Source organism: Clostridium sp. C8 (genome assembly GCF_001010885.1).
GTDB classification, from domain to species: Bacteria; Bacillota; Clostridia; order Clostridiales; family Clostridiaceae; genus Clostridium; species Clostridium sartagoforme.
The window spans coordinates 142,473-160,170 of sequence record NZ_LBMX01000082.1; the positions used below are offsets into that span (position 1 = coordinate 142,473).

The 17,698-nt window shown below is 29.0% G+C and carries 23 protein-coding genes and 1 riboswitch; of the genes, 3 read left to right on the forward strand and 20 right to left on the reverse strand.

The window, feature by feature from the left end:
• Positions 1–64 precede the first annotated feature (64 nt).
• The 5 genes from uvsE to AAT22_RS12165 all read right to left on the reverse strand — a co-directional run bounded on the left by uvsE (position 65) and on the right by AAT22_RS12165 (position 4,873).
• Positions 65–1,039 (reverse strand): UV DNA damage repair endonuclease UvsE, encoded by a 975-nt coding sequence (uvsE, locus tag AAT22_RS12145; RefSeq protein ID WP_047001416.1) that lies wholly within the window; start codon positions 1,037–1,039, stop codon positions 65–67.
• A gap of 158 nt (positions 1,040–1,197) precedes the next feature.
• Positions 1,198–1,560 (reverse strand): hypothetical protein, encoded by a 363-nt coding sequence (locus tag AAT22_RS12150; RefSeq protein ID WP_016207610.1) that lies wholly within the window; start codon positions 1,558–1,560, stop codon positions 1,198–1,200.
• Between the two features lie 226 nt (positions 1,561–1,786).
• The gene (locus AAT22_RS12155) at positions 1,787–2,416 is read right to left on the reverse strand and encodes a plasmid pRiA4b ORF-3 family protein (RefSeq protein ID WP_047001417.1); all 630 of its coding nucleotides are present in this window, start codon (positions 2,414–2,416) and stop codon (positions 1,787–1,789) included.
• 112 nt (positions 2,417–2,528) lie between these two features.
• Positions 2,529–3,524: an adenosine deaminase gene (gene add / locus AAT22_RS12160; protein ID WP_016207608.1), complete on the reverse strand. Its 996-nt coding sequence runs from the start codon at positions 3,522–3,524 to the stop codon at positions 2,529–2,531.
• Between the two features lie 57 nt (positions 3,525–3,581).
• A riboswitch (purine riboswitch) is annotated at positions 3,582–3,681 on the reverse strand.
• A 61-nt stretch (positions 3,682–3,742) separates the two neighbouring features.
• Complete coding sequence (locus AAT22_RS12165; RefSeq protein ID WP_016207607.1) at positions 3,743–4,873, reverse strand: DEAD/DEAH box helicase; 1,131 nt, start codon at positions 4,871–4,873, stop codon at positions 3,743–3,745.
• 292 nt (positions 4,874–5,165) lie between these two features.
• Here AAT22_RS12165 and AAT22_RS12170 point away from each other — a divergent pair, with 292 nt between their 5' ends.
• Both AAT22_RS12170 and AAT22_RS12175 read left to right on the forward strand, forming a co-directional pair.
• Entirely contained in the window at positions 5,166–5,366 is a 201-nt protein-coding gene (locus AAT22_RS12170) for a helix-turn-helix transcriptional regulator (RefSeq protein WP_047001418.1), read from the forward strand.
• Positions 5,363–5,842, forward strand: a complete 480-nt coding sequence (locus tag AAT22_RS12175) for a DUF6773 family protein (RefSeq protein ID WP_047001419.1) — start codon at positions 5,363–5,365, stop codon at positions 5,840–5,842. The genes AAT22_RS12170 and AAT22_RS12175 overlap by 4 nt, the downstream gene beginning before the upstream one ends.
• Positions 5,843–6,023: 181 nt before the next feature.
• Here the strand turns inward: AAT22_RS12175 and AAT22_RS12180 are convergent, their stop codons facing one another.
• Positions 6,024–6,842 carry an aldo/keto reductase gene (locus AAT22_RS12180; protein ID WP_016207606.1) on the reverse strand — a complete coding sequence of 273 codons (819 nt, stop codon included), beginning with the start codon at positions 6,840–6,842 and terminating at the stop codon, positions 6,024–6,026.
• A gap of 295 nt (positions 6,843–7,137) precedes the next feature.
• On the opposite strand from AAT22_RS12180, the gene AAT22_RS12185 reads away from it, so the two are divergent.
• Positions 7,138–7,527, forward strand: a complete 390-nt coding sequence (locus tag AAT22_RS12185; RefSeq protein ID WP_016207605.1) for a MerR family transcriptional regulator — start codon at positions 7,138–7,140, stop codon at positions 7,525–7,527.
• 67 nt (positions 7,528–7,594) lie between these two features.
• Here the strand turns inward: AAT22_RS12185 and AAT22_RS12190 are convergent, their stop codons facing one another.
• The 14 genes from AAT22_RS12190 to AAT22_RS12255 form a co-directional block, all read right to left on the reverse strand.
• Positions 7,595–8,635, reverse strand: a complete 1,041-nt coding sequence (locus tag AAT22_RS12190; RefSeq protein ID WP_047001420.1) for a helix-turn-helix transcriptional regulator — start codon at positions 8,633–8,635, stop codon at positions 7,595–7,597.
• A 292-nt stretch (positions 8,636–8,927) separates the two neighbouring features.
• A complete protein-coding gene (gene eutM / locus AAT22_RS12195; RefSeq protein ID WP_016207603.1) occupies positions 8,928–9,218 on the reverse strand; it encodes an ethanolamine utilization microcompartment protein EutM in 291 nt (96 codons plus the stop codon).
• A gap of 87 nt (positions 9,219–9,305) precedes the next feature.
• Complete coding sequence (locus tag AAT22_RS12200) at positions 9,306–9,950, reverse strand: phosphate propanoyltransferase (protein WP_016207602.1); 645 nt, start codon at positions 9,948–9,950, stop codon at positions 9,306–9,308.
• On the reverse strand, positions 9,951–11,510 hold the full coding sequence (locus AAT22_RS12205) for an acetaldehyde dehydrogenase (acetylating) (protein WP_047001421.1): 1,560 nt from the start codon (positions 11,508–11,510) through the stop codon (positions 9,951–9,953).
• Between the two features lie 38 nt (positions 11,511–11,548).
• Entirely contained in the window at positions 11,549–12,196 is a 648-nt protein-coding gene (locus AAT22_RS12210) for a BMC domain-containing protein (protein WP_047001422.1), read from the reverse strand.
• A 24-nt stretch (positions 12,197–12,220) separates the two neighbouring features.
• The gene (locus AAT22_RS12215) at positions 12,221–12,880 is read right to left on the reverse strand and encodes a cupin domain-containing protein (RefSeq protein WP_016207600.1); all 660 of its coding nucleotides are present in this window, start codon (positions 12,878–12,880) and stop codon (positions 12,221–12,223) included.
• 54 nt (positions 12,881–12,934) lie between these two features.
• The gene (locus AAT22_RS12220) at positions 12,935–13,483 is read right to left on the reverse strand and encodes a BMC domain-containing protein (protein ID WP_016207599.1); all 549 of its coding nucleotides are present in this window, start codon (positions 13,481–13,483) and stop codon (positions 12,935–12,937) included.
• Between the two features lies 1 nt (position 13,484).
• The gene (locus AAT22_RS12225) at positions 13,485–14,813 is read right to left on the reverse strand and encodes a 4Fe-4S dicluster domain-containing protein (RefSeq protein WP_047001423.1); all 1,329 of its coding nucleotides are present in this window, start codon (positions 14,811–14,813) and stop codon (positions 13,485–13,487) included.
• A 17-nt stretch (positions 14,814–14,830) separates the two neighbouring features.
• Positions 14,831–15,094, reverse strand: coding sequence for a EutN/CcmL family microcompartment protein (locus tag AAT22_RS12230; RefSeq protein ID WP_016207597.1), 264 nt, complete (start codon positions 15,092–15,094; stop codon positions 14,831–14,833).
• Entirely contained in the window at positions 15,091–15,393 is a 303-nt protein-coding gene (locus tag AAT22_RS12235) for a BMC domain-containing protein (protein WP_047001424.1), read from the reverse strand. Before AAT22_RS12235 ends, AAT22_RS12230 begins: the two co-directional genes overlap by 4 nt.
• A 14-nt stretch (positions 15,394–15,407) precedes the next feature.
• Complete coding sequence (gene eutJ, locus AAT22_RS12240) at positions 15,408–16,253, reverse strand: ethanolamine utilization protein EutJ (RefSeq protein ID WP_047001425.1); 846 nt, start codon at positions 16,251–16,253, stop codon at positions 15,408–15,410.
• Entirely contained in the window at positions 16,235–16,891 is a 657-nt protein-coding gene (locus AAT22_RS12245; protein WP_047001426.1) for an ATP--cob(I)alamin adenosyltransferase, read from the reverse strand. Before AAT22_RS12245 ends, eutJ begins: the two co-directional genes overlap by 19 nt.
• A 13-nt stretch (positions 16,892–16,904) precedes the next feature.
• A complete protein-coding gene (locus tag AAT22_RS12250; RefSeq protein WP_016207593.1) occupies positions 16,905–17,345 on the reverse strand; it encodes a EutP/PduV family microcompartment system protein in 441 nt (146 codons plus the stop codon).
• Complete coding sequence (locus AAT22_RS12255; protein ID WP_016207592.1) at positions 17,342–17,695, reverse strand: BMC domain-containing protein; 354 nt, start codon at positions 17,693–17,695, stop codon at positions 17,342–17,344. The genes AAT22_RS12250 and AAT22_RS12255 overlap by 4 nt, the downstream gene beginning before the upstream one ends.
• Positions 17,696–17,698 lie beyond the last annotated feature (3 nt).

The window sequence follows — 17,698 nt, forward strand, 5'->3', positions numbered from 1 at the left end:
CTAAGGGAAGATTCAAAATTTATCTACATATTTTTAATTAATTATTAAAAAATAAATCTAATTGTTAAATAATGAATATTGTTTTATCAATCCATTTGTATTCTGGTTTAATGCTTTTTATATCCTCTACTAATTTAAATAATGCTACATCTTTTTCTTTACATTCTAACATTATATCTATATCCTTATTAAATCCTTTTAAAATTTCTATAAAATTTATAAAATCTTTAACATTTATAAAATCTGAATGTCTTTTATCAACTTTATCTATTAAACTTCTATCTTTTGGTGAAGAAAAATGCATTTTAGGCGGTAAACTTTCATTTTCCCAAGTATTAAGTATATCATCTAAGATATCTTTAATATCTTCTCCATAATTATTACAATTGTGATGATGAATATCTAAAACCATTGGAGTATTTAATGTTTTACACAAGTTCAATGTTTCCTTTGCTGTGTATGTTCTATCATCATTTTCTATAATTAATTTTTCTTTTAATTCTTTAGGAAATCCATTGAAATGTTTAATAAATCTTTTTATTGCGTCTTCTTTGCCTCCTGTTGCTCCCCCTATATGAATTACCATTTTACCTTCTTTGTAATTCATATCTTCAAACCAGTCTACTTGTCTCATTAAATTTTTTAGAGTATTTTCCACTACTTTTGGATTATTACTGTTTATAACATTAAACTCATCTGGATGAGTATCAACTCTCATATTAGAATTTTTAATAAGCCTACCTATATATTCAAAATCCTTTTTAAATATTTCTCTATGTCCCCAGTATCCAACTTCAGGATGAGTAACTAGTGGTATTAAAGCTGAAGTTATTCTATAAAAATGTATATTATTTTCTATATTATATCTTAATAACTCTTGTAAAGCATTTAAATTTGAACTAGTAACAATTTTTAGTTTTTCTAATTTTTTTTCTTCTGATGTAATTTTATTATAATTAGTGAAAGTAACCGTGCTAGAACTTGTTACTTTTTTTCCTAATACATTTGAAATAGCAACATATCCAAGTCTAATTTTCATAGATTTTCTCCTAATCTTTTAAAAGTATTTCAGATTATATTTTCTTATAAAAAAGTAAAAGAATGAAATTATAAAAAACTATACTCATAAGAAACTTCTCACAATTTCCTAAAGAGTACACATACCTTTTATACTAACATTCTCAAAATTTTAAACTTTTATACTTTTCTATACCAAAAAACATTATCCATAAAATTATTACCATAATATAAATCATATAAAACTTTATCTGTATATTCTCTTTCAACTAATCTAGTACCTACGACTCTTCTTACAAATGGATTGCTAGTATTTAATCCATCAATTTTCACCCTAAAAAGATTATCTTGATAAATAAATGTCTTAAAAATTGGCTCAGCTTCAAAAGTTAATTCTAATATTTTAATATATGTGTCTTGGCCTAATGAAGTTTTTCGTAGGAATTCTTCTAGAGCTGGTTTATTATTAATTCTATTAACAGCATCTGAAATTATATTAATTGTTACGATATCCTCAAAACAATATCTATATATACTTGTCATCGCTCCTCCAAAAATACTTATATATAAATATTATATTCATTATTTATATATAAAGGTGCTAAAGAGCTTATATAATAATATTCTAAAATACAATTGCTATTTTTATGTTATTATATTAAAATTTATAGTTGAAATAAATTCACACTATCCCACTAGTACATATTTGGGATTAAGAGGTATTAAATTGAGTGAACTTATTTTCATTTATTAACATTAGTTTAAATTACTACTTATCTTTTTCATAATATTTTCTCATAAATAAGTTAGCACTTTCGCAATCAAAAACTTCTTGATAATTTTGTTTACTTACTAATGAAAGCATATTTTCATATTCTGGATGAGTTTTATCATTAATTATTTTTAAAAATTCTGTATATCCTTCTATTCCTCCAATATCTTCTGGAGGACAATTTCCTTCTGCTTCTATACATTTAGGATAATCATATATATAATCTTCAATTACTTCTTCTAAGGTTATATTGTGTTTCCAATAATCTCCAAAGTCATATATATATTCAATTTTATTTTCTTTATTTAAATAATCATCTATATAAACCTCTTTACTAAGCAAGAGTTTAATCTTTAACATATCTTTTATAAAACCGTAAGGATCATTTCTATTATTTAATTTCAATTTAGAATAAAATTCATATTCAGAAATAGTTTTTTTATCAGAAGTTATTCTTAAATTTTCTTCTTTAATATTAAAATCATATAAATAAATATTTTGCCATCCCATTGAAAATTGAATTATATAATGTAGCATTTCAAAAGTAATTCCTGATGGAACTATAACTTTTCTATATATTAATGGAATACTATCTATAAGTTCTATCTTTGTCTTATATGCTTTCATAGATGGCCTCCTTACGCTTATAATATATCTTTATTTTAGCCATTTAGCAATTTTTTATATTTCCAATTTCAGTTTGTTTTACTTTCCTTTAAGAATTGGAAATTAATTTATTTTAAGGTATAGTCTTCATTAAAAGTTTTTTTGTTTCATCATCACAAAAAGCGGCATTTATACTATTTATATAAATTTCTTTATATTCATCTATATTAACATTAAATGTTTCTATTAGTTTTTCTGTTTCTTCAGTCAAATTTACATTAGATACAGTTCTGTTATCAGTACTTAAGCTAACCTTTATATCATCTTTATGATATTTATATATAGGATGCTCTACATAGGTTTTTACTGCTTTTGTGTCAATATTGCTTTTAGGGCACATTTCTAAAGTTACTCCCATTTCTTTAACTAGATTATAAGCATCTTTGTCATTATATATATAAACGCCATGACCTATTCTTTCAGCTCCTAAAAAATTTATTGCATCTCTTACATTTTTCCCAAAGCCAGTTTCTCCAGCATGTACTGTGATTCTAAACCCTAACTCCTTAGCAAATTTCATCGAATCTATATATTCATAAACAAAATCTTCTTTTTCTGATGCTGCTAAATCTATTGCAACAACCCCTCTGCCAAGATATTTTTTCCCAGCTTTTATTGAATCGTATATATGAGATATTTCTAAGCTTCTCATACAAGAAATTATTACATTACCTTTTATCTCATAATCTTTTTCAGCTTCTTTTATTCCATTTATAACACTTTCTATTATTTCTTCTAAAGCTAGTCCTTTTTTTGTATGCAGTACCGGGGCAAATCTCACCTCAATATATTTCACATTTTCTTTTGCTGCATCTTCTAATAATTCATAAGCTGCCCTTTTTAAGTTTTCCTTTGTTTGCAGGACTTCATTTGGTAAATCGAATTTTTTTAAGTATTCATCTAATGAATTACATTTCTCTGAAACAACCAGTAGATTTTTAACATAGTCATACTCATAACTGTCTAATTTTATATTTTCTCTTTTCGCAAGCTCTATAACCGTCTCAACTCTTAAACTTCCATCTAAATGACAATGAAGTTCTATTTTAGGTAAGTTACTAATATCCATGAAATTAAATCCTCCTCTAAATTTTTATAAAAAAAATTCTTGACTACGAAGAAATCACAAATAAAATGATTTCCTCGTAATCAAGAATTATTGGTTCTTGGTAGAAACCCCTAATCCATATTATTAGGGTTATACGAAGCTATTTAATATATCTCTATTTAAATTAATATTAATTTTAGCACATATATTAAAATAGTCAATATACATTTTTGACTTTCTTATTCTATATTTCCCTTATATAGAGTCCTTTCTGAAATGTCTATTTTAAAGTTCTTTTCGTATATTTCTATTAAGTTTTCTTCTCTTTCATTAACAAGTGAAAATACTTCTCCAGACTTGCCTGCCCTTCCTACTCTTCCAGCTCTATGTAAATAATCATTAGGATCTTCTGGAATATCAAAATTAATAACATAATTAACTTCTTTTATGTCTAGTCCTCTTGCCGCTATATCTGAAGCTATTAAAACTTGGATTTTTCCTTTTCTGAAATTTTCTAAAGCTCTTTTTCTATCTTCCATTTTGCCACTGCCGCCTATTGCATCTACTTTCACATTGTTAAAAGACAAATATTCTATAGTGGTATTAGTTGTATAGCTGTCATTATTAAATACTAAGACTTTTTCACCTTTAATTGAGTTTAAAAGTTTTCTTAATGTCTCAATTTTTTTCCTATAATCAGTTTTTATATAGCTGTGTTTTATATTTTCATTAACTTTATTATTTTTAACTGATATAACTTTTATATCTTTAGCTAAATCTTTAGCAATTTCTAAAGTTTTATTATTTAATGTGGCTGAAAACATCATAAGTTGAGTTTGATTTTGTGTAGATTTTATTATATTTTTTATAACTGGAAGATTATTTTTATCTAAAAGCTTATCAACTTCATCAATAACAATAGTTTTTATAGTATGAGCTGTTACTTTCTTTTTACCCATCAATTCGAATATTCTTCCTGCTGATCCAACAATAATATGAGGTTTTGCCTTTAAATTATCTATTTGCCTTTTAATATTTGCACTTCCTATTAAAGGTGTAGATGTGATTTCTAAGTTGGCTGATTTTTTTACCTCATTTATTGTATTATTTATTTGAATAGCTAACTCATGAGTTGGAGCTAATATTATACATTGTATTTCTTTTTTACTTGTATCGATATTTTCTATTATAGGTAGAAGATAAGCTAGAGTTTTTCCTGTACCTGTTTCAGACTGACCAATTAAATTTTCTTTATTAATAGCCGGTAGAATAATTTCCTTTTGTATTTCAGTAGGTTCTTTTATTCCCATAGTATTTAATCCACTAATTATTTTTTCATTTATTTTAAGACTTTCAAAATTAATTTCCATAACTATACCTCTTTCATTAAATTACCTCTTATTCATTTGCATATTAACTTTATCAATACTTTTATAAATTGTCAAAGTATATTATAAGTTGGAAATTAATTGGACCCCAGGGGTAAAATTTTTATTATTAATTTTTGACTCTTATTATTATATTAATAGAATTAATTTATAAAATACATATTAAGCACTAACTACATCCACAATAATAACAACTTATATAAATTACAAAATGCAATATATAGTTGACATTAAGAAATGTTTAAGTTACACTTATGCTATAAGGAGGTAAAATATGAAAAATAAAAGAATGAAGATTGCTCGTTTAGAATGCGATATGAAACAAGAGGATTTAGCCAAAATTGTTGGAGTAACAAGACAAACTATTGGATTAATCGAATCAGGCACCTATAATCCAACACTTAATCTCTGCATTGCAATATGCAAAGCACTTGGTAAAACATTAAATGATTTATTTTGGGAGGATGTTCAATGAGAAATCAAAAAATTCAAGACGAAAGAATTTTAATGCAAAAAAGGAAAATAGGAAGTGATGCATTTCAAATAACTTTTTATGGATTGCTTTTATCAGTTTTAGTTCAACAATATATGTTTAATGCACCGTTTTCACAATATGCAGTAGAGATAATTTTATTTATTGCCATTTCTATATATATTATTATTCGTAATATAATGGTTGGGAATGATCTGTTTGAATCTTCAAAACACAGCCAAAAAATTGTTGTGATAAATAGTCTTGTTAGTGGGCTTGTAATTGCAATTATAAATACTACCCTTAATTATATAAAACTAGGAGATTTATTTAAAACAAATAGTCTAAATACTATATTAATTTCAGCCATGACCTTTTTGTGCGCAACTATTATTAGCTTTATAGGCTTTGAAATTCTTTATCTAATAAATAAAAGAAAGCAAAAACAAATTCAGTCTATATTAGATAGTGATGAGTAAGATATATCTTTTCATAACACCTACTATTTTAATAAAGTAAATTACAAATTTATATTTTATTATAAAAAAGCAATCCATTCATTAACTTTATTGGATTGCTTTTTTATTGATACTTATATGTGTTTTTATATTTACATTTATTCTTTGCAAATCTAAATTTATATATAATTTAAAATAATCATTAGAAAGTGAAAGTATCTGGATCTGCCCCAGTTCTTAAGTTCTTATTCATTCCATCAATTAATTTTATGTCTTCATTAGTTAGTTCAAAATCAAATACATCTGCATTTTCCTTTATTCTTGCTTCATGTACTGATTTAGGGAATACTACTATTCCCTTTTGCAATAACCATCTAATAATAACTTGGGCTACTGATTTATTGTACTTCCTTCCTATTTCCTTTAATTCTTCATCATCAAGACAAGCCCCTGAACCAAGTGGTGACCAAGATTCAAATACAATACCTTTTTCTCTGCACATTTCTAAAATATCATAATCTTGCATTTGAGGATTAAATTCCATTTGATTTACTGCTGGAACAATTTCTGTATTATCTAATAAATCTTGAAGATGATGAGTTTTAAAATTTGATACTCCAATAGCTTTAGCCCTACCACTTTTATAAATTTCTTCCATTATTTTATATGATGGAATGTATTCATTTTTAACTGGCCAATGTATTAAATATAAATCTACATAGTCCAAGCCAAGTTTCTTTAAGCTTAATTCAAAAGCTTCCATTACTTTATGATCTCTCATATCTTGATTCCATAGTTTTGTTGTTATAAACAGTTCTTCTCTTGGAATTTTACTTTCTCTTATTGCTTCACCTACAGCTTCTTCATTTTTATATATAGCCGCAGTATCAATATGTCTATATCCTGCTTTTAATGCAGCAAGAACAGCTTCCTTAGTTTCAGGTCCACTTTGCCAAACCCCTAATCCAAATTGATAAATTTCAGTACCCGTATTCATTTTTATCTTACTGTCTATTTTCATAGCATAACCTCCTACATTATTGTAAAAATTTTCTTTACCATAATTATAAACCTTAGAGTTTACTCTAAGTCAAATTTTATTTTAAAATAATTTCACTTTATAATATTAGTTTAACTTATATACTTTATTTTATTTATTATTATTTAGTAATATATTTCATTTCTGAAATTGTATGTCCTTATTATAGCTACTATAAAATCTTTCTTTACCTTTTATTTTTTATCTTCTATAATTAGGCTAAAGATTACAGTTTACTTTAAATCAATAAATTATAATTTTATGGGGGATTCCATTTATGAAATATACAATAAAACAAGTTTCTGAAAAAATAAAACTATCTGAACATACTTTAAGATATTATGATAGAGAAGGATTGATGCCTTTATTGAAGAGAAGTTCCACTGGCATACGACTATATACTGAAAATGATGTTAACTGGCTTGAATTAATTTGTTGTCTAAAAAATAGTGGAATGTCTTTATCTGAAATTAAAGAATTTATGAATCTTTGTCTTCAAGGTGAAAAAACTTGTGAAGAAAGAAAGGATATATTAGAACATCATAAGAAAGATATATTAAATCAAATTGAATATTTAAAACAAAGCTTAAATACCATTAATTATAAAATAGATCATTATAAAGAAATTGGAATTTTCCATATAGATTCACCCCTGGGGTCCAAATAACTTCCAATTTAATATTTTAATCCTAGAGGTGAGATTTTGTTTACTGTTAAGTAACCATTCTTCAATTTTATTTTAATTTATCCATAAGAAATTTAAACCTTGGGTTATCTCGAAGAAAATCTAATTCTTTATCTACTTTTAAAGAGTCTTTTATCATTTTTTCCATTTCTTCTATTCCATCTTCTTCTTTAAACCTCATATGTTGATAAAGTTTAGAATTTCTGGCGCATGTTAATGAATCAATTCCCTTTATTATTTCTTCTAAAGTTTCTATACTTTTATTCTTATCTTTCAATACTAAATAAATTGGCAATTTAGATGATGCCCCTATATATTTGCCTAAGTCAAAGTTATTTGCTACCTTATCTACTAATTCAGAATACTTTAATGCTTTTTCATAATTTTTTTCTTCACATAAAAGTGATATTAATTGCATCAAGATATTTATTACATTATTTATATACTGATATAACATTTTTTCATATATTTCATATGCTTCTTCATACTCACCTCTCTTAATAAACAAAGTGGCCTGTGTAGTTCTTTTATCAAAACCACTTAGAGGAATTTTATCTAATAATTTTTGTGCTTTTTCATACTCTCCTTTATTCATATACTCCTGTGATAGAGAGATTATTGCCATATTAGCCAATTCTTTGTTATTACTAAAAGTAACTATTTCAAACCAAGCTGTTATTTGCTTCTGATATTTTTCTTGTTCTGATACTGTTTCTACGCCCATAGCTAAATAAGCATTCATTATTTGAGCCACATATAAAATTAACTTATAACAATTAGGATACTCTTTAACCTTATTGCTAACTTTATTAAAAGTTTTTATATAACCCAAAGAGCTAATTTCACCTGAAATATCTTTAATAAATTGATTGATTTCTATATCAGTAAGATCATCTTTAAAAGAAAGTAAAGTATCAATATTTATATTTAGTATTCTTGCTAACGGAGCTAATAAAGTAATATCTGGATATGATATTCCATTTTCCCACTTGTTTACAGCTGGAGCAGTAACTCCTAGATGATTAGCAACCTGCTCCTGAGTTAAATTTTGTTCTTTCCTATATTTACGTATTACTTCATTAATTTTCATTTGAACATCTCCTCAATAAATTTAAAAGGCCTTTCCTATTTATACAATAGCAAAAGCCTTTTAAACTAACAAGTGAATTTATATCATGTTTTATTAAATAAAATTAACTGCTGGTTATATTATTTAATTTCTATTCTATTAATGTTAGAAACTTCTTTATTTACCTTAGTTAACATTACTTTAATTACTCCATTGTTAAAATATGCTTCTATTTTTCATCATTAAAGAAGCTGTACTAAACTTAACTTTAATACAGCTTCTTTCTAAATTTATGTTATTATGTTGCTTATACTTACTTTACAGTTTCTTTAGCTGTTGGAAGTATTACTTCTACTTCTGAATGTGGACGTGGAATAACATGAACTGAAACTAATTCTCCGACACGTTGTGCTGCAGCAGCACCAGCATCAGTAGCAGCTTTTACTGCTCCAACATCACCTCTAACCATAACAGTTACAAGTCCTCCGCCAACATATTCTTTACCTATTAAATATACGTTTGCAGCCTTAACCATAGCATCTGCAGCCTCTATTGAACCAACTAATCCCTTTGTTTCGATCATTCCTAAAGCATCATATTTCATTTTTAAATCCTCCTAAATTCTTTCTTTTTATTTAATATTTTTTTATTTTTTATATTATAATTTTTGAATTATAATCTACTTATAAGTTTATTTTATAATTTTTATCTTTGATTTTGAGTTAATATTCATAGCGTTTGCTTCTTCAGTATCAATATGACATTCAAGTATAGATGTATCATTTGCTCTAATGGCTACATTACTATAGATACCACCTCTTAAATCATCAAATTTTATAGACACTATTTGACCATCAGAAACACCAAAGTTAATAGCATCTTCTGGAGTCATGTGTATATGCCTTTGTGCAACTATTAATCCTTCTTCAATTTGTATAGAACCTTTAGGTCCAATTATAGTAATCCCAGGTGTTCTACATAAATCACCTGATAATCTTGTGTGCGGAATAACTCCAAGCTTAAAACAATCTCCAGTTAATATCTCAACTTGGCTTTTACTTCTTGTAGGTCCAAGAATTCTAACTTTCTCTATAGCTCCCTTAGGTCCACAAATAGTAACTGTTTCTTTACATGCATATTGACCAGGTTGTGATAAATCTTTTAATTTAGTTAGTTGATAATTGTCACCAAATAAAATGTTTAAATCTTTATGTGAAAGATGTACATGCCTATTAGAAACACCCACTGGAATTTCAGATGAATCACTTTTCACCTCTGTATTAACTTTTACAGCTTCCAATAACAGCTTCAATATAGCTTCACATCTATCTTCCATTTAGAGTTCCCCCTTCATGGCTTTTACTATTTGATTAACTAATTTCATAAGCTCATCATTATTAGTGACTGTACTATTTTCAGTGCTAGTACTCTTTGACGAAGCTACATATTCAGCAGGACTTAGTGTTCTGCATTGATTTTGTGTAGAATGACAGTTATCAGCAGTTTTTATACGATTAAAAGTTGAATCTGAAGAAGCTAATGTTGCACAATCTTTTAATCCATAAGCAACTCTCTTTATATTAACTAAATGCATTGGAGTAACATTTTCAGATACTGAGCTTCCTCCCCAAGTACCACATCCAAGTGTAAATGATGGCATTAGCCCAGTACTTCCGCCAGTTCCCCCTTGACTTCCTCCTGTATTAACTAAAATACGAGCAGCTGGCTTTCTAGCAAATTTCATTACTAAATCTCTATCTTCTGTATGGATACTCATTGTATGTCCAATTCCATTTTGAAGTAATTTAATGCTCAATTCACATGCTTCATGCCAGTCTTTTACTGTATAGAATCCAAGTACTGTTGTAAGTTTTTCAAAAGATAATGGGTATCCTTCACCTACTCCATCTTGCTTTCCAATAAGTACCTTAGTACCGGCTGGTATAGATATCCCAGCCGCATTTGCTATGACTTGAGGTGATCTACCAACAAACTTAGCATTCATGTTGTGGCCATTTTTAAATAGTAAATTACAAACTTTATTAGTTTCATCTGTTGTCATGAAGTATCCACCCTGTTTTGTGAATTCTTCAACAACTCTATCATAATTACATTCTTCACATATAATTGATTGTTCTGATGCACAAATAGTACCATTGTCAAATGTCTTACTTGCAATTATATTTCTAACTGCTTGTTCTACATTTGCTGTTCTTTCTATATATGCTGGAGAATTACCTGCTCCAACTCCAAGTGCTGGCTTACCAGAACTGTAAGCAGCTTTTACCATGCCAGGTCCACCAGTAGCTATAATAATTGCAACTTCTTTGCTTTTCATTAATTCATTAGTTGCACCAATAGTTGGTGTAGTAATACATCCTATAATATTATTAGGAGCCCCTGCTTCAATAGCTGCATCATTCATTAGTTTAGCTGCCTTAATTGTACATTCTGCCGCAGATGGATGTGGAGAAAATACTACAGCATTTCTAGATTTAATTGCAATCATAGATTTAAAAATTGTAGTTGATGTTGGATTTGTAGATGGTATTATTCCCATTACTAATCCAACTGGTTCTGCAATTTCAATCAGCTTATTGATTTCATCCTCTTTAATTACACCAATAGTCTTCATATCTTTTATTGCGTCATACAAAATTGTAGATGCCATATGATTTTTATAAGTCTTATCTTCAACTTTACCAAATCCAGTTTCTTCTACTGCCATTTGCGCTAAACATACTGAGTTTTCTTCAGCAACTTTAACCATATTACATAAAATTCTATCAATTTGCTCTTCAGTATAATCAGCAATTTTTTCTGAAGCAACTTTTCCTAATCTTGCAAGGTTTCTTGCTTCTTGTATAGAGCGTAAATCTCTATCAAAAGTTTCCATTTTGTCATTCCTCCTATTACAGTATTTATATATTGAAGTTATTTGTAATATTCAATTATTTTAGTTATTAATAACTTCTTACTTGCTTTGGAGATTGCTTTTCCTGTAATCTCTAAATCTTCATATTGACGAGCTAAACTTCTAAGTTCTGATAACTTAATCTTATTTAACACCTCAATAGCCTTTTCTATTCCATCCTTAGTTATTAGATCATCTAAGTCATTTTTTTGTAAAATATCTATATCTATTGGTAAAGAAACATTTGTTTCTTCATTTGAACTTTCCTTAGCTTCAGTACTTGTATTAGTATCATTATTGGTAATAAGATTCATATTATTTTCATCATGGACATTTACCTCACTATTATTAATACCATGAGTAATATCTAATTTTTCTATGGTAGTTGGTATATTTTTGATTCCAATAATACTATATAATTCTTCATGTGGACGTGGTATTACATGTTCTAAAACTAGTAATGAAGCATCTAGTTTCTTTACTGCTGCTACACCAGCTTCAACAGCCGCCTTTACTGCTGCTATATCTCCAGTTACCGCTACTGAAACAAGGCCACCCCCAACATAAGTCTTCTCAAAAATACTAACATCTGCTGCTTTTAACATTGTATCTGCACTTTCTATTGCTGCTAATAGTCCCTTTGTTTCTATTAATCCAAGTGCTTTCATAGATTAATCCTCCTAAAAGTTATGCTATAAAAGATCCGCCCAGTTTGCAGGATAAGTAGTATAGAATACTCTTGCTTTATCTGGTGAACTCCAAACTACCTTAGAACCTGATGGAACAAATAGTACATCTCCAGGGTATGCAGTATAAGTTTTTCCATTAATTTCAATTGTCAATGTTCCTTCAATTACGTAATCAATTTCTTCATAAGTTAATTCCCAATCAAACCGTGAATTTTCAATTGTTAAAAATCCAGCACTCATCTTAGATTCGTCCTTATTTACTAATTCTTGATAATAGGCCTTTGCATTTGGATTTCCTGTATCAAATACATCCATTTTAACTGTATTGCCTCTAATAACCTTTAATCCATCTTTATCGTTTTCAGAAACATATGGTGTGCTTGGCTTATTCAAACAATTAAGCATTTCTTGTAATAATCCTTTATCCATCATTGTCTTAAAGAAAGTCAACAGCATTTCGCTATCCATTCCATTTGTACATAAATTTTGTACTTCAGATTGTTTTACTTCACATCTATTAACTTCTGTTGAAAATTCTATTCCACTAGCTTTTGCCAAATCCTTAGCTGATGGTGTAATAATTACATCACTATCAACATAAAATTTTGTTTCACCTTGTTTTATTAAAGCTTCAACATCTTTTGCAACAATTAACCTCTTCATTTACTCACATCCTTTCATTATAAAATTAATTTTATACAATGTCTTTACTGATTTTTAAAGTAAAGACTGTAGTAATCTTTCAGATGGAGATGGTATAATCTCTGCATTAACTAGTAATCCCTTTTCTTCCATAATTGATTTTCCAGCTTCAATGCCAGCTTCAACTGCAGCTACATCACCAGTAAATGTGAAAAATGATTTACCTCCTAATCCAGTTCCTAATCTAAGCTCTATTGGATCTAAATTAGCTGCCTTTAAAACAGCATCTGCTGATATAACCATGTTAGCTATTGAAAAAGATTCTAGTATTCCTAGTGCCTGGATTCTATCAGGCATTGTTGCTCCTGTTATTGCAGGGAAAACCAATGGGCTCACATTTGGAATAATCATCGAATCGATCCAAAACTCTCCTGCCATTTTCTCTCCCACACTTACCGATTCATTTACAGCTGCAACATCACCATTAACTATTGCAATGTATTTTCCTGGGCAAACAGAGCTAGCTGTAACTATTTCAACTTCTGAAGTCTTAAGCATTTGATCTGTTGCATAAATTCCACGTGCAATACTTGTAAACTCAACCATTCCTATTGCATTAGCCACATTAACCCCTCCTTATAGTTATAAAATTATTTTCAATTTCTGTAACAATTCCTGAAATACTCGCATGTATTGTAGCTCCTAAAGTTCCTTCTTTAATATTACCTATTAAATCACCAGCTTTAACATAATCACCTATAACTACATTAGAAATAGCTGGAGCACCAACATGTTGTTGTGTAGCAATACAAACTGTTTCAGGTTCTACTGTAATATTAGTTAAAGGAGCTGGTTTATCAAATTCTCTTAAGCCTAGCCTTGCAATAAGTCTCTTACTTGGTATTAATCTATATTCACGAGCTTGTCTTACTTCAAAATTATCTTTTGATGCTTTATACCTAATATTCTTTTCCATAAGCTGTTGCTTGAAATATAAATTTGCTGCTTTAGGATAAAGTCCAGCTGGACAAGAAAATAATTCACATAAATTACACTGGCAGCATAATTGAGCTATTTTTTGTCCTTCTACATCTTCAAGATTATATGCCATAGCCCTCATCATCTTATGAGGCTGAGTTCCATGTCCAAGTAAATAACGTGGGCACATATCTGTACACATTCTACATTGTTCACAAGAAGCTCTGTTTACTCTACGAGCTTGATTCATTTCAACAGACTTTTTACGTATTAATGGATGCTCCTTTTTTAGAATTACAAATCCCTTATTTTTCTTAGTTACATAACCATCTAAACTTTTCATTACAGGTCCCATCATAGGTCCGCCATCAATAACTGCATAATCATTAAAATTATCTATTCCACTAAGCCTTAATACATCAATAATTTTTGTGCCAATAGGAACTTTTAATGTTAATGGATTTGGTACATTTCCTGAAACAGTTATATACTTTTCTGTAACTGATTTCCCTATAGATGCATTATAAATATTTAAAGCTGTTTCACTATTTACAACTACACATCCAACTTGAATAGGAATACCTGCTTCTGGAACAATTCTCCCTGTAAGCTCATAAACTAACACTTGTTCATCACCTGCTGGATATATATCTGGAAGTTCCTTTACTTCAAGCACATCGCTCATTTGTAGTTTTATAATTCTATCTCTTAAAATAGAGATTACTTTTTCATGCTTTCCTTTTATTCCTATAATTCCTTTGTCTGCAGAAACAAGCTCCCTGGCAACTTCAAAACCTTTAATTATTTCATCTGGGAAGATTTCCATTAATTGTTGGTCAACTCTCAAAAGAGGTTCACATTCTGCTCCATTTAGAAGTACATATTCTGCCTTTGCTGCTAATTTAGCATGAGTAGGAAATCCTGCTCCACCTGCTCCAATAACTCCTGCATCCTTTACTTTATCTAAAAGACTCATAGTTATACCTCCTAAATTTATTTAAAATTACAATCTTCATCAATGATTCCTACAACTACTGCATCAACTGGTATATCATCATTCCCTAACATCCTACGAGCAGAGGATCCGGTGCATATAATTACTCTATCTCCTATGCCTGCACTAATAATATCAACTACTATTAATCTTCTTCCTTCATTAATTCCACCTATTTCCTCAGCCAACATAAGTTTAAATCCACTTAATGCTTCAGCTTTTCTTGTTGCCCACACGTTGCCAATAAGTTTTGCCGTTATCATAATGTTTTTCCTTCTTCCATCTTGATTTTGATTTCTTTAATCGCTGATTCAACAGATGCTGTATCTCCAAAAATCGCAATTAAAATCATATTTTGTGGACAACTGCCTCTAACATCCTCAACTGTAACACCAACAGCCTTTTCTGCAATATCTGCTGCACAAATCATTTCTATCATTCTTCCTTGAACAAGGCCAATTGCATCAGCATTATCTAAGTCAGTTTTACAATTTGCTCCCATACGTCGTCTTAGAATATCTAAAGTACCTTCAGATGGTGATTTTATAATTCTAAACTCCATACTATTCACTCTCCTTATTCAATAATCTCTTTTGTACAACTAAGTGCTATACCAAGTGGTGTTACAAACATTGGATTATGAGGCTTATGAGTGTAAATCCCTGTTTGCTTTTCAATAATTTCTTCTATTCCAGTTAAGCAGCAAGTTCCTCCTACTAAAGAAATTTCATTAACATCATATCCATTTATATGTTGATTAATAATAGAAGAAACTTTTTCTACTACCGGCTTTAATACCGGAATTAATTCTTTATGTCTTCTGTTATCTCTTTTAAACTTATCAGCTTCTGAAAAAGTCATTCCATAAGCCCCTGATATAACTAATGAAAAATGAGTTCCACCAGTTGGTTCATCAGCAATATAAACTACTTTCCCATCTTTTAAAATAGATATTCCTGTTGTTCCACCACCTATATCAACAACTGCTCCATTTGCAATTTTAAGAACTTCATTTGCAGCAGTAGGTTCATCTAACAAATTTGTAAGTTCAAATCCGGCAGCTTGTACTACATTTTTAATTGCTCCTGAATCCAAAGCATCTGTTCCAGGTGGAATTGCTGCTGCAGCATAAACTAGTTCCTTACCTAATTTCTCTTCAATTTCTTCTTTGAGCTCCCTTACAATCTTAACAGCTCCAATATAATCAACAACCATTCCATCACGTACTACATCTGCATATCTATAAGCACCTGCAACTGGCCTATAATTTTCATCTAATACAGCTATAACTATACACGCAGTTCCTAAATCAACACCTGTATAGTAAACCTTTGAATTTCCTACAATAGCCTTATCTATAACTTTTTCAAAATCATGAACAAGCTTGTCACAATATTCAAAAGTTAATTTCCCCTCTGACATATTTTCCCTCCAACAATTGAACAAATTATCTGAGATAAAGAGTTAATAATTGAGTTAACACTTTTTATAACATCCTGACCTAAATTATCATCTTTATAAAATTCAGAAAGATATAATTCTAACTCATGAACCTTACAGCGAAGTACATGCAATTTTAATATTTCATTACTTTTATTAAGTTGCATATGAAATTCTGTAATTTCGAAGCAGTCATCAATATCATCATAAAAATTAGTTGAGTTTATTCCTGTACATTCCTGACAGCTAAGTTTTTCTAACTCCTTTTCTCCTGCTATAAAATTTCTAATATTTGTGATTTTTTTACCCAATGCAATAATATTTTGAGATAATATAATATCATCCTTTAAAACATCACGGCTTACTACGAGAAATTCTGCTTCCATAGATTTTAATTTATAATAAAGCCTCTTCTTACATCCAATTTGCAATGTTTTTGATTCTTTTATATCATTAGCTTTTTTATTGTATGAAACTTCATCTGACATTCTTATTCCTCTATCAGATAGATATTGCTTTGCTCCAGGTGTAAGGCGCTCTCCTTGATTCAATTGATAAGTACTAAAAGGTTCTTTTTTATATAAATCTCTTAAATACTCTTCAGTAATAAATTTCATCATTGCCCCCTTTATTTTACCCACTTCCAAATAAATATTTTTTTAAAGAATCAATACCTATTCCTTTAGAAGAACTAATATGAAAATATGGTTCAGAAATTCCTATAAGCTTAAGTTTCTTTATACAAATCTCTTTATTTTCTTCCATCAAATCACATTTAGTTATTACTCCGATTACTGGACATCTAAAGGATTTTGCAAATCCATGAGGATATACATCTGTACATCTAGATTGATCAATTAAAATTAATACATGAGAGGCATCTTGAGCCGCTGCAATTATATGCTTGTACATCCAAGAATTTTCTATATATGATCCAGGTACATCAATTGTATTTTTGCCATAAATCATATCCTGTGTTCTTTTTAATTCACCATGGTAATCATTTAGTTCATTTACCAATGTAGTTTTTCCACATCTTGATGGACCTATTACCATTACTCGTTTCTTTCTCATGTTCTTGTTATAGGAGCAGTAGTAAATCCAAGTAAATTTTTCAATTTATCATTTACAGCATTAAGTGCCGTTTCAACGCTTTGTACATCACCATTTATAACTACAGATCCTGTAAAACGATCCAAGAATCCAATTTCAACATCTGCAACTTTTGTAGCAATATCTGCTGCAATAATAGCTGTTTCATAAGGTGTTAAAGTCAAAATTCCTATAGCTCCTTTTTCATCGATTCCTAATCGTTCATATATATCAGGCATTGGTGAAGCAATAACATGAGCAATTGTAATTTGTTTTCCTGGTACTGACTCTTGTATAACACGTTGTATATTTCTTTCAAGAAACTCTCCCATAAG